Below are 13,020 nucleotides of genomic sequence, written 5' to 3'. Positions count from 1 at the left end.
CGCGAGGCGTCGACGATCAGCGCGGGGCATCCACCGCCGCACGACGACGCAGCAGCCCGAACCCGATCGCCACCGCCGCGGCGGCCACCACGACCGCGTCGACGAGCAGCCCGGTGCGGATTCCGCCGAGCGCGGCATCCACCGTGCCGGCTCCGCGCACGGTCAGCGTCGCGGTGACAGCGGCGGCCACGGCCGAGATGATCGGGATGCCGATGGTCACCCCCACCTGCTGAGCGGTGGTCACCAGGCCGGTCGCGAGCCCCTGCTCGTCGTTGTCCAGTCCCGACGTCGCCGCCACTCCGTACGAGACGACCGCGCCCAGGTGACCGATGCAGGCCACCGAACCGGCCACTGCGACCAGCACGACGCCGTTGCCGGGCCCGAGGAACACCAGGAGTGAGATCGCCACCGCCTGCAGCGAGAGCGCGACGACGAGCACCAACCGAGCTCCGAACCGTGCGATGAAGCGCGGCGCGATCACTCCTGTGACGGCCGCCACCACGCCCATCACACCGAAGACGAGTCCCGACTCGGCCGGCTGAAGTCCGAGCACCTGCTGAAGGTAGAGCGTCGAGAGGAACATGACGGCGCTCATCATCGCGAACGTCACCATGCCGCCGAGATTGCCGAACGCCACGGTCGGTCGCTTCAGCACGGCCAGCGCGACGAGAGGATGCTGCGCCCGCTTCTCCACGTTCCAGAACGCGACGAGCAGCACGAGGGCCGCAGCGACGGCGATGATCACGTCGATGTGCGCCCATCCGCGCTGGGCGGCCTCGCTCATGCCGTAGATCAGCGCGAGGAGCCCGCCCGACACGGTCACCGCACCGGGAACATCCAGCTGTGCCCGCTCCTGCGACCGGCTCTCGGTCAGAAGAAGCGGCGCCAGCACGAGCACGAGCGCACCCATCACGACGCCCAGCGCCATCGTCGACCGCCAGCCGAAGGCCTGGGTGAGCACGCCGCCGAGCACGACGCCGACGGTGAAGCCCAACGACAGGATCATGCCGCTGATGCCGATGGCGCGATCGCGCAGCGGCCCCTCTTTGAACGAGGTCGTCAGCAGCGCCATCCCGGTCGGCACGATCGCCGCCGCGCCCAGGCCCTGCAGCGCTCTGGCCGCGAGGAACGGGCCTGCGCCCCAGGCGAAGGTGGCGAGAACCGACGCGGCGGTGAAGAGCACGAGGCCTGCGATGAACATGCGTCGGCGGCCGATGAGATCGCCGATGCGGCCCGCCAGCAGCAGGAATCCGCCGGAGGGCAGCGCGAACGCCGTCACCGCCCACTGGAGGTTCGCGTCGTCGAGCCCGAGATCGGGACCGAGCGTCGGCAGGGCGATGTTGAGAATGGAGAAGTCGAGCGCCACCATGAACTGGGCTGCGCAGAGCACGAAGAGAACCAGCCAGGCACGCGCACTCATGCGTGTGCCCGCTGCCTCCGAGACGGGGATGTTGGCCGTGGCTGTTGTCATGTCTCGAGCCTCGCGGCCGCAGCGGCCGGCTCCGTAGCCACTGGATATCCTGTTGTCGTGACCACCACCCTGGCGCCATCGACCGGGGCTTCGGCCCGCCGCGAAGAGTTGCGCGCGTTCCTCATGGCCAGGCGCGCACAGGTGAGCCCTGACGCCGTCGGCCTTCCCGCCGGTCCGCGCCGACGCACACCGGGCCTGCGCCGCGAGGAGGTCGCGGTGCTCGCGGGAGTCGGCGTCTCCTGGTACCAGTGGCTCGAGCAGGGGCGCGACATCACGGTGTCGGGTCAGGTGCTGGATGCCGTCGCGCGCGTGCTGGGGCTGGGCGAGGCCGAACGGCGGCACCTGTACGTGCTCGCCGGGCTGAACCCTCCGCTGCCGGCTGCGTGGCAGGGAACATCCGTCGCCGCCGACCTGATCGGCGTGATCGAACGATGGATGCCCCACCCGGCCCATCTGCTCGATCGCTACTGGAACCTGATCGGCGCCAACCGCGCGGCGCAGCTCGTGCTCGGCTACGACCCCGACGACCACGGCAACTGCCTGCGTGCGTTCTTCGTCGACCCGATGTACCGCACGGAATACGTCGACTGGTCGGAGCATGCCCGACGCCTGACCGCCCAGTACCGGGCGCTCATGTCAGAGCATCCGGGAGACGAGGGCTACGCCGAGGTGATCGAGCGACTCTCGGCCGAAAGCGCCGACTTCGCCGAGCTGTGGGGACGACACGAGGTTCGGGACCTCGAGGGGTTCCACAAGGTGCTCGACCATCCGGCGGCCGGCCGGCTCGACTTCGAGTCGACCCAGCTGTCGGCACCGGGCCGGCCGGATCTGCTTCTCGTGCTGCACAACCCGATCGAGGGAACCGACACGGCCGCCAAGGTGCAGCGGATGCTCGACGACGACCGCCGCTCCCACCTCACGGTCGTCGCGGGCTGACGCCACACGCCACTCGGCGCTCGTCGGGGGCGGAATTCCTCCTCCGAACGAGCACCGAGCGTTCGTGCGATCACAGTCGCGCTGATGCCTCCGTGAGCACGCCACGCAGAATGTCGCGGATCTGCGCGAACTCGGTCGGGCCGATGGTGAGCGGCGGCGAGAGCTGGATGACGGGGTCTCCACGGTCATCCGCCCGGCAGTACAGGCCCGCGTCGAACAGCGCCTTGGACATGAAGCCGCGCAGCAGTCGCTCCGACTCCTCGGCGTTGAACGTCTCCTTGGTCGTCTTGTCCTTCACCAGCTCGATGCCGAAGAAGTAGCCGGCGCCGCGCACGTCGCCGACGATCGGCAGGTCGAGCAGCGTCTCCAGCTCGGCACGGAACAGCGGCGAGTTCTCGCGCACCCGCTCGTTGAGCCGCTCCTCCTCGAAGATGTCGAGATTCTCCAGAGCGACGGCGGCGGAGACCGGGTGGCCGCCGAACGTGTAGCCGTGCGGGAACGAGGCGTCTCCGTGCTTGAACGGCTCGTAGATCTTGTCGCTGACGATGCAGGCACCGAGCGGCGAGTATCCGCTGGTCATCGCCTTCGCGCAGGTGATCATGTCGGGCACGTAGCCGAACTCGTCGCACGCGAACCACTGGCCGATGCGACCGAATGCGCAGATCACCTCGTCGCTGACCAGCAGCACGTCGTACTCGTCACAGATCTCGCGCACCCGCTGGAAGTATCCGGGGGGCGGCGGGAAGCATCCACCCGCGTTCTGCACGGGCTCGAGGAAGATCGCCGCGACGGTGTCGGGCCCCTCGAACTCGATCATCTCGGCGACGCGGTCGGCGGCCCAGCGGCCGAACGCCTCGATGTCGTCAGACGGCGCCCCGTGCTCGGCAGCGCGGTAGAAGTTGGTGTTCGGCACCCGGAACCCGCCGGGAGTGAGCGGCTCGAACATCTGCTTCATCTCGGGGATGCCGGTCAGCGCCAGCGCGCCCTGCGTGGTGCCGTGATACGCGATGGAACGCGACAGCACCTTGTGCTTCGTCGGCTTGCCGCGCAGCTTCCAGTAGTACTTCGCGAGCTTGAACGCCGTCTCGACAGCCTCGCCTCCACCGGTCGTGAAGAACACGTGGTTCAGGTCGGCGGGAGCGTAACCGGCGATCCGGTCGGCGAGCTCGATGGCAGCGGGATGCGCATACGACCAGATCGGGAAGTAGGCGAGCTGCTCCGCCTGCTTGGCCGCGGCCTCCGCGAGCCGCTTGCGCCCGTGGCCGGCGTTGACGGTGAACAGGCCGGCGAGGCCGTCGATGTACTCCTTGCCCTGGATGTCCCAGATGCGGTGGCCTTCGCCGCGCACGATGATGGGAACGCCGGGGCCGTCTTCCATCACCGATTGCCGGGCGAAGTGCATCCAGAGGTGTTCCTTCGCCTTCGCCTGGAGGTCGGAGTCGTCGAACCCCGTGCCCGTCGCCAGCGTCTCAGTGCTCGTCATCGTGCCCTGCCTTTCCGCCGTCGAGCGACGCCCGGCAGCGATACGTCGTTGCGTCCATTCTGTTCGCGAGGGATGCTCCGCGGCACCCCTCGCGGACGAATCGCCCGAAACGGCGCGGTTTTGCGACGGGGGTCGAGCGACCGGTCGAGCCACACGGTCCGTCGAGCGATCCCCTCGGGCGCTCGTCCCGCATCGACTCGTGCCGCCCGCTCGGGCCGTCAGCACCCGCTCACGCCAACGCCGCACCACCCGCACCGCTTCGTCCGAAGCGCAGCGCCGCGTACGCCTGCATGCCACGCAGCACCGTGTTGCGCATGCCGAGCCCGAACGCGGTCCTCGGCACGAGCTGGCGCGACACGGTCGCGACGCCCTTCTGCTTCGGGCCGACGACCTCGCGATGCCGGCGCTCGTACATCTCGAATGCGGCGGCAGGATCGTCTGGGTGCTCGGCGACGGCATCCGCCAGGGTGCGTGCGCCGACGATCGCCGTTGACGACCCGTCGCCGAAGAGCGAGACCGACGACGCGGCATCCCCGAGCAGCGCGACGCGGCCGCGGTGCCAGGCATCCAGTCGCAGCTGCGTGACCGTGTCGAAGTACACGTCGGGCGCGGCCAGGAAACGCTCGACGAACTCCGGCACGCGCCAGCCGAGGCCGGCGTAGGCCTCGGCCACGATCGAACGCGAAGCGTCGGCGGTGCGCGAGTCGAAGCCCTCGGCCAGCGGGCTGTGGAAGATGAACGCCCCGATCGGTATGCCCGTCGACGGATGCAGCGAGAACGAACGACCCGGCGCGCTCAGCATGGTCATCAGCGCCGGGTCGACCTCGCTGCCGGGAGCGGAGACCGTGGCCACGAACATGCCGAGACGGTGCGCGAACTGCCGCTCGGGACCGAACGCGAGCGATCGCACCCGAGAGTGCTGCCCGTCCGCCCCGATCACGATGTCGTAGCGTGCCGACCGCCCGGACTCGAGTGTCACGTCGACGCCGTTCGGCCCGTCGTGCAGCTCGGCGATCGACTCGTCGAAGATCACGTTCGCCCGTGTCCCCGCTGCCCGCACCAGGATGCTCGCCAGGTCGGCCCGAGGAACCTCGACGCCGTCGGTGCCCGCATTGACCAACGCCGCGGGGAGGGATGCCACGCGCTTGCCCGCGCGGTTCACCACCGCCATGCGCCGCACACCGGTCGCGGCGGCGCGCAGCTCATCCGCCACGCCCATGTGTTCGGCCACGCGCATCGCCTGATCGTGCACGTCGACGGGATTGCCGCTCGAGCGCTGGCCCGTCGCCTTCTCCACGATCGTCACCTCGACACCGCGCTCGGCGAGCTGCCACGCCAGCACGCCTCCTGCGACACCCGCGCCACTGATCAGAGCACTCCGGATCATGCCGCCCTTCCTTCCAATTGACATTCAATGCAATTTCGCACTCAGTGCAATTTAGCATCGACTGCTAGAGTGTCAACCGTGAGTTCAGAGGTGCCGCAGACGCTCCGCGAGCGCAAACGGGAACAGACCAGGCAGCGCATCATCGCCGCCGGCGTCGAGCTCTTCGCCACCAAGGGCTACGACGAGACGACCGTGGCCGACATCGCCGCCGCCGCCGACATCGGCACGCGGACCTTCTTCGGATACTTCGAGAGCAAGGACGCCCTGCTCTTCGGAGCAGGCTCCGACCGCATCGACATAGCCGTGTCCACGATCCAGGCGGCTGACGCGGATGAAGACCCGGCCAGGGTGCTGCTCCGGGGACTGGATGCCGCGGCGAAGGCGACCGACGACGATTTCGTGAGCGACCGCGCGGTGCTGCGGCTTCGGCTCGTCGGGTCGGTTCCCGCGGTGCGCGCACGTGGCGCCCTCGCACAGCTGACGGCGATCCAGGCCATCTCCGAGGCACTCACCGTCAGGTTCACGAAGCTGGATGCCCACCACGCCGCCGGCCTCGCCGGCGCGTTCGTGGGTGCGAGCTCCGCCGCCACGCAGGCCGTTCTTCTGGAGACACAGCACAACACGCCGGAGAAGCGAGCCGCGCGCATCCGCTCGGCCGTGGCCATGGGCCTCGGAATCAAGGACTGAGCCGGCGACGCGACGACGTGACGCCTGCTCCCGCCGCGGCGAGCCGTATCGTTCGATGGTGACCTCCATCGCCGAAGTACGCCTGCATCGTCGTCCCGTCCCGCTCGTACGGCCGTTCGTCACGGCCGTGCGCACCGCCACCACCATCGACGCCATGCTCGTCGAAGTGGTCGACAGCGATGGGCGCAGCGGCTGGGGCGAGGCTCCGACGAGCTGGCGGGTGACCGGCGAGAGTCCCCAGAGCGTGACGGCGGCGGTCGAAGGGCCGCTGCGCGATGCACTGCTCGGGATGCCTCTTGAGCCGGCGGCCCCTCTCGAGTCGGCGGCCGTCGCGAGCCTCGCGCTCGAGCGCGCCGTCGTGCGCAATTCGGCCGCGCGGATGGCCGTCGACTGCGCGGTGTACGACCTGGCGGCGCAGGGGGCGGGGGTGCCTCTGCGCGGGCTGCTCGGGGCATCCAGCGACCGCGTGCGCACCGACATGACATTGTCGGCCGTCACGAAGCGTGAAGACATCGAACAGCTCGCGACGACGGCTGCCGAGCACATGGGCACGGGATTCGGCGTGCTCAAGGTGAAGGTCGGAGCAGGCGGCGATGACGTGGCCGCGATGCGTGCGGTTCGCCATGCCGTCGGCCCCGGCATCACCCTGCGCGCCGACGCCAACCAGGGTTGGACGCCCGCTCAGGCGGTCGACGTGATCCGCGCGTGGGAAGACGCCGGCCTCGCCGTCGAGCTCGTCGAGCAACCGGTGCAGAGGGACGACATCGACGGCCTGGCGTTCGTCACCGCCAACGTCGGCACGACGGTGCTCGCAGACGAGAGCGTCTGGACCTCGCGCGACGCCCGCGAGGTGATCGGCCGGCACGCGGCCGACATGATCAACATCAAGCTGGCGAAGACCGGCGGCATCAGGGAGGCGATCGCGGTGCGCGACCTGGCACTCGACGCCGACGTCTCCGTGATCGTGGGCTGCATGATGGAGAGCCACGTGGGCATCGCGGCGGCCGCCGCGGTGGCCGCCTCCGTGGACGCCGCGTCAGGAGCGCCGACGGCTCACGACCTCGATGCAGGACTCTGGCTCAGCGCGTCACCGGTTCTCGGCGGCATCCACTACGACGCGGACACCGTGCGGATGCCCGACGGCCCCGGGCTGGGCATCCTCGGCCTCGCGGGCTGACGCAGGGAGCAGGGGCGTCGGGCGAGATGCCCGCTGCCCCTGCTCCGTGCGTGCGTCAGGCGTTGCGGCGACGACGGCTGAGCAAGACGACAATGCCTCCCACGAGCATCCCGAGCACCGACAGTCCGACCATCACTGACGACACCGTCGACCCCGTCTCGGCAAGCGTCGAGGCGACCACCTGTCCCGCTGTCAGGTAGGAGAAGGCGGCCGGCAGTGTCGATGTGCCGCATTCGCCCGCACCCTTGACGGTGACATCCACTTTTCCGGTGCCCGCAGGGGTCACAGCCGTGATCGTGCTGTCATCGACGACCACGAAGCTCGTCGCCGTCCGTGTTCCGAACAACACCTTGGTCGCCCCGGTGAAGCACGCGCCGCGGATGGTCACCTTCGTGCCACCAGCACTCGTTCCGGTGGCTGGCGTCACCGATCCGACGCTGGTCACGGCGAAGTAGGTGAACGAAGCGGCGCCCGACTGTCCGGCATCCAAGGCGTCCTCGGCGAGCGCCGAGCGCGTCGGCCCTGTCGGGACAAGCGCCCCGCCCTGGCTCTCGACCAGAACGTCGACGGTGCCGGGAACATGCATCGGCGCAGTCACCGTGATCTTCGTGTCGCTGACCTTCGTGAACGCACTCCCCCGGATGCCACCGAACGTGACCCCCGTGGCGTTGTCGAAACCGGTGCCGGAGATGGTCACGAGAGTGCCGCCCGTCTCCGGACCGCGGTCGGGGTCCAGCGAGGTGATGGCAGGCAAGGGGGCCGCCGGTGCAGTCACGACAACACTCACCTTGCCGGCCGTCGAGACGCCGTTGTTGGCGTCCACCGTTTGGTACAGGGCATCGGCCGTTCCGTCGAATCCGGGGTTCGGCGTGAATGTCACCGATGAGCCCTTCGCCGACCATGTGCCATCGGTGGTGCTCGGTGAGTCGAGGATGACATCGCCTGCTGCGGACAGCGTCACCGGAGCACTCTCCGTCGTTCCCGTCAGATCGTCGGCAGGCTCGTTCGTCGAGATCGCGAAGACATGGATCGCGGGTCCGCTCGCCTGAGTGTATGCAGGTCCGGCGGGGAGCGTGATCGAAGCGAGCTGCTTGGTCGGGTCGGCAGGAACGGCGATCGAATACAGGTTCGCCGTCTTGGTGGTCTGAGCCCTGCGGTTGGCGTTCACGACTCCGGCGTTCACCGCGAGCACGGTGCCCGAGGGCAGTGCGGCGACCGACGACCAGTCGAGCACGCTGAGCGTCGAGGTCGCAGAGGTGCCGTCCGCGTAATGCAGCGTGACGGATCCCGCCTTCGGCGAGTACGTGCCCGTGGTGAGCAGCGACACCGAGCTCGAGCTCCCGCTGAGCGGGATCGTCTGCCCGGAGGCGAGTGCGTCGTCCGGCGTGCCGATCAGATCCCATGACGCTCGATACGAGCCGTTCGAGGTGGTGATGATCGAGCCGGGAGTGATCCCCTGTGCGCTCAGCGCGGTGGCCGAGAGGCTCGACTGTGCACCGTCGAGGTCACCGGGCTCGGGATTGTCGTCGCTCGTCACTCCGACGTTGTCGTAAGCGCTGACCAGCGACGAGTAGCCGACGGAGAAGCCCGTGTTCGCGGTGGCCACGGCTGTCGCGGAACCTGCCGAGATCGCGGTGACCTGCGCGATGTACTCCCCTGGCGCTGCCGAGGCCGGAACGTGCACGGAGAAGGTTGCCTGTGCGGTCCCGCCCGCCGCGACCGTCACCGTCTGCGCGCTGCCCGCATCGAGCTGAGTGTTGTTCAGCGTGTTCACCGGTCGAGCCGAGACGGTGTACGCGGCGCTGCTGCCGCCGCTGTTCGCAACCGTCGCCGTGACCGTCACGCTGTCCCCAGGGGCGACGGCCGCCGCGGATGCCGACGCAGACACGCCGACATCGGTCTGAGGTTCTTGCAGGAACTGAAGTTCTGCCAGCGACGGCTTCGCACCCGAAGCTCCGAGCAGTCGCAGCCAGCGGTAGTCGCCTGTCGAGCTCAGGTTGTACAGATCCCAGTCCCAGGTCGGGGTCCAGGTGAGCGTCGCGAGCGTGGTGCAGCCGGTGTCCGGCCCTGTGGTGCATCCCTGGATCTGACTTCCCACGAGCGAGCTCAGTGATGAGTTGTTCGTCGGGAGCACGCGGGCGCCGACGACATTGCCGACGGCATCAGCCCCGCGATCGATGCCCACCCAGGCACCGTTGGCCGACGCCGTCCACGCGGTGGCGGTGTTGCCGTCGACTGCTGCGGACGATCCGGCGGTGCCCGTCGCAGTGCCGGTGGCCACGGTCGTCCCCGGCTCGACCCCCAGCACTCCCGGAGCGCTCCCGACTGCGTCGACATTCTGCTCGTAGTCCAGATAACTGCTCAGGCGGGGCGAGCCCCAGGCGACCGCAGCGAGCACCTGCATCGGCCGCTCCATGAACGACAGTGGATAGGCATCCGGCATCTGGTAGGCGTTGTCTCCCCACTCGGCGAGCTCGAGGCCGGCGACCTGCGAGCCGGTCGGCGCTGAGTAGCTCTGATAGAGCGACTGGTCGTTGGGGCTGTACGTGCCGTTGGCTGTGCCGGGCGAGTACTTCGGCACGACGTACATCAACGACTTCTCGTTGCTCACCACCACGTCGTAGCCCTTGCTGATGAAGTTGGCCTGCTCGTCGCCGAGCCATGCCTGAATGAGGATGTCCTTGTTCGGCGTGACGGAACCGGCCCCGCCTGCCTGCGGCCACCATCCCCACATCTCCATGGTCTTGCCCTGGCTCTTCAGCAGGTCGTCCATGTGGTTCTCGAACGCGAGAAAGACGTCTTCGGTCTTCGAGTAGCCCTGCGCGGTGGCGTAGTCCTGCAGCTCAGGGCACGCGGACTGCAGATCGGTCTGCGGGGTCTCGTCGCCGCCGAGATGGATGATGGGAGACGAGAACGACTTGGCGACCTCGGTGACGAGTCCGTCGAGATAGGCCACGTTCGCCGGCTTGGTGATGTCGACGGTGAAGCCCGGGTCGGGATTGCCCGACGAGATCATCTTGTTCATCGACGAGCAGTCCCAGCGCAGATCGTTGTGCACGGCGGTCATGGCCGTCGAGTGACCCGGCAGGTCGACCTCGGGCTCGACAGTCACGTGGTACTGCGCGGCGTAGTTCTCGATGGTCTGGATGTCGGCTTGATCGTAAGACTGCTTCGCAGCGAGGTCCGTGTAACCGGGAAGGCTGAGGCGGAAGTACTCGGAGTCGGTGATGTGCCAGTGCAGATAGTCGAGCTTGAGCCACGCCATCTGTCTGATCAGCTGCTCCAGGGAGGCGATCGTCCAGTACTTGCGGGCGGTGTCGACCATGACGCCGCGGTGCTGTTGCGTGGGGCTGTCGGTCACCGTGCCGATCGGAAGGGTGGCGCGGTCGGCAGCCGTCGCAAGCAACTGCTCCAGGGTCTGCGTTCCGTCGAAGACGGCATCCGAATCGTTTCCGGTCAGCGTCACTCCTGTGCCGCTCACCGCGAGGGTGTACTGGCCTGCCGGCATGGTGGCGTCGATCGCCAGCACGATCGTGCCCGACCCGGACGACGAGGTCGTCATGGCCGGCGCGCCCATCGTGGCGAGATCGCCCTCCATCGACTTCGCGATGTCCTGCAGCTCGTTCTGATCAGGGGAGGAGCCGGCGATCGCGACGGTGCCGCCCTGGGGAACCGAGAACGTTCCGGTTCCCGGCGCCCACTTCTTGACAGTGGGGACGACGGGGAGCGTGGCCTGAACCGCCGGCTCCGGCCCGTTCCACACCTGGAACGTGTAGATCGAGTAGCCGTAGCTCGTCGCGGTCTTCTCTCCCTGCATGCGCACGTAGCTGTACTTCGTCGTCGAGCCGATCGGGATGGACTCGACGCCGCCCGTGGCGTTGGTGATCTCCTTCAGCGTCGTCCACGTGCTGCCGTCGGTCGAGCCTTGGATCTGGAACTGCGAGGCGTACGCCGATTCCCATTTGAGAACGACATGGTCGATCGGCTGAGGACTCGCCAGCTTGATCTGGAGCCAGTCGTTGGTCGGGTCGTACGTGAGCTTGGGGTTGGATGCGTGCGTGTACTCCGAGCCCCATCGCGTCGAGTCGTCGCCGTCGTTCGCGTTTGTGGCCACGAACGAGGGGTTCGGCTGCGAGCCGTCGGTGTTCGGGAATGATGACGCCGCTGTCGCGACTCCCCCGTTCGACTGGAGCGCGACATCCTCTCCGGGCGTGGCACCCGAGGCAGGCGCGCCGCCCACAGTCAGCGTGACCAGCGTGGCCGAGACCAACGCGACGAGCGCGGCTCCCGCACGCAGCCTGACCCACATCGCTTCGCTCCGGCGAGGTCGCACCGTTCGTCTCACGTCAACTCCAGAAGATCGTCTCGCCGAGCATGGAACGCGCGAGCGGCCTTGCTTGCGGGTGAGAAATGGTCGAGTTCGTGAAGAGTATCCGTCGATTCCCGCCTTAATCAATCCGACAATTTAAAAGCTTCATTCGAGTGATTAAAACTTCATTCGATTGCCGAACTTTGCGCCATAGACTTATGTCATGCAGCGTGCCCGCCCTCACGATCGCCCCCTCATCTCCGGCTCGCCCGGTGATCTTCTGCGGCTCATCCGTGCCGGCGAGGTGGAATCACGGGCCGACATCGCACGGGTGACGGGCCTGGCGCCATCGACGGTCTCGCTGCGAGTGGATGCCCTCATGGGGCTCGGCCTGATTCGCGAGGACGGCGAGGTCGGCTCGCGGGGCGGAAGACGTTCACGACGGATCTCGTTGGACCCCGGAGCAGGCGTCGTCGGCGCCGTCGATCTCGGCGCGCACCACGCGCGCATCGCGATCAGCGACATGACAGGATCAGTGCTGGCTTCGACCGATGCACTCGAGGCGATCACTGCGGCCGCGCAGCCTGCCGAGGTCGTGGAAGTGATCTGGTCGCAACTGCATACGTTGTTGAAGACGGTGCACGACCAGAAGCACGACGACCCGGAGTGCGTCGCCATCAGCGTTCCGGCACCGGTCGCCTATCCGAGCGGTCGCCTGCAGTCCCCCTCCTTCCGCCCCGACTGGCATGATGTCGACCTGCCTCAGCTCTTCGCCCAGCACACCAAGGCCCCGGTGCTCGTCGAGAACGACGGCAACCTGATCGCGCTGGCCGAGCATCACAGGAACCCGACGATCTCCGACCTCATCTCCGTGAAGGTGGGAAGCCGAATCGGCGCAGGCATCGTCATCGACGGCAAGCTGTACCGCGGCGGCAGCGGCGCCGCGGGCGAATTCAGCCACTCGAGCGTCGATGGCACGTCGGTCGTGGGGTGCGCGTGCGGCGTTCCGAACTGCCTGGAGTCAGTGGCGAGCGGCAGGGCCATGGCGACGCGCCTGGCGGCACAGGGGCAGAAGATCCCTTCCACACCCGACCTCCTGGCCGCGATAGCACGTGGCGACGTCGAGGTGGTGGCCATTCTGCGGGAGTGCGGGGCGCAGATCGGCCGGGCCCTCGCGAGCATCGTCAACTTCGTGAACCCGCAGATGGTGGTCATCGCGGGCTCTCTCGGCTCGGCACCGCAACTGGTGGCAGCGATCCGCAGCGAGCTCTATGGACGCTGCCTGCCATTCGTCGCCGAGACTTTGGAGGTCCGCGCCAGCGGGCTCGGACCCGATGCCGCCGTGCTGGGCGCGACGCAGCTCGCGTTGGACGAGCTGCTCTGTCCCGCTCGCGTGGACGCCCGGGTTCAGGCGAGCTAGCTCCAGCTCCGCCATCCTGTGCCGAGGGGCCGCCTCATGCGTGGCATCTTGCGAACGACCGGCTGAGGTCGTGTCTCCCGGCGCGCGAAGCGAGTCGAGGGATGTCGTCCGTCGACTCGCTTCGCTCGCTCAGGGGCGCTCGGACCGTCG

At 68.2% G+C, this 13,020-nt stretch carries 8 protein-coding genes; 4 read left to right on the top strand and 4 right to left on the bottom strand.

What is annotated here, in order from left to right; genetic code table 11:
• Positions 1-16: 16 nt before the first annotated feature.
• Entirely contained in the window at positions 17-1,471 is a 1,455-nt protein-coding gene (locus FPZ11_RS15540; RefSeq protein ID WP_210415891.1) for an MFS transporter, read from the bottom strand.
• A 57-nt stretch (positions 1,472-1,528) separates the two neighbouring features.
• On the opposite strand from FPZ11_RS15540, the gene FPZ11_RS15535 reads away from it, so the two are divergent.
• Positions 1,529-2,407 carry a helix-turn-helix transcriptional regulator gene (locus tag FPZ11_RS15535; RefSeq protein ID WP_210415890.1) on the top strand — a complete coding sequence of 293 codons (879 nt, stop codon included), beginning with the start codon at positions 1,529-1,531 and terminating at the stop codon, positions 2,405-2,407.
• A gap of 70 nt (positions 2,408-2,477) precedes the next feature.
• On the opposite strand, the gene FPZ11_RS15530 is transcribed toward FPZ11_RS15535, so the two are convergent.
• Together FPZ11_RS15530 and FPZ11_RS15525 are read right to left on the bottom strand one after the other, a co-directional pair.
• The gene (locus tag FPZ11_RS15530; protein WP_146321999.1) at positions 2,478-3,890 is read right to left on the bottom strand and encodes an aspartate aminotransferase family protein; all 1,413 of its coding nucleotides are present in this window, start codon (positions 3,888-3,890) and stop codon (positions 2,478-2,480) included.
• Between the two features lie 229 nt (positions 3,891-4,119).
• The gene (locus FPZ11_RS15525) at positions 4,120-5,277 is read right to left on the bottom strand and encodes an FAD-dependent monooxygenase (protein WP_146321998.1); all 1,158 of its coding nucleotides are present in this window, start codon (positions 5,275-5,277) and stop codon (positions 4,120-4,122) included.
• Between the two features lie 78 nt (positions 5,278-5,355).
• Here FPZ11_RS15525 and FPZ11_RS15520 point away from each other — a divergent pair, with 78 nt between their 5' ends.
• On the top strand, positions 5,356-5,964 hold the full coding sequence (locus FPZ11_RS15520; RefSeq protein ID WP_168203871.1) for a TetR/AcrR family transcriptional regulator: 609 nt from the start codon (positions 5,356-5,358) through the stop codon (positions 5,962-5,964).
• A 58-nt stretch (positions 5,965-6,022) separates the two neighbouring features.
• Positions 6,023-7,141, top strand: coding sequence for a dipeptide epimerase (locus tag FPZ11_RS15515; RefSeq protein WP_210415889.1), 1,119 nt, complete (start codon positions 6,023-6,025; stop codon positions 7,139-7,141).
• Positions 7,142-7,196: 55 nt separating this feature from the next.
• On the opposite strand, the gene FPZ11_RS15510 is transcribed toward FPZ11_RS15515, so the two are convergent.
• Positions 7,197-11,450, bottom strand: coding sequence for a family 20 glycosylhydrolase (locus FPZ11_RS15510; protein ID WP_146321995.1), 4,254 nt, complete (start codon positions 11,448-11,450; stop codon positions 7,197-7,199).
• 223 nt (positions 11,451-11,673) lie between these two features.
• Here FPZ11_RS15510 and FPZ11_RS15505 point away from each other — a divergent pair, with 223 nt between their 5' ends.
• Positions 11,674-12,870 carry an ROK family transcriptional regulator gene (locus FPZ11_RS15505; RefSeq protein ID WP_146321994.1) on the top strand — a complete coding sequence of 399 codons (1,197 nt, stop codon included), beginning with the start codon at positions 11,674-11,676 and terminating at the stop codon, positions 12,868-12,870.
• Positions 12,871-13,020: the final 150 nt, after the last annotated feature.

This window comes from Humibacter ginsenosidimutans, assembly GCF_007859675.1.
Taxonomy (GTDB): Bacteria; Actinomycetota; Actinomycetes; order Actinomycetales; family Microbacteriaceae; genus Humibacter; species Humibacter ginsenosidimutans.
This window is presented reverse-complemented; position numbering and strand designations above follow the sequence as displayed.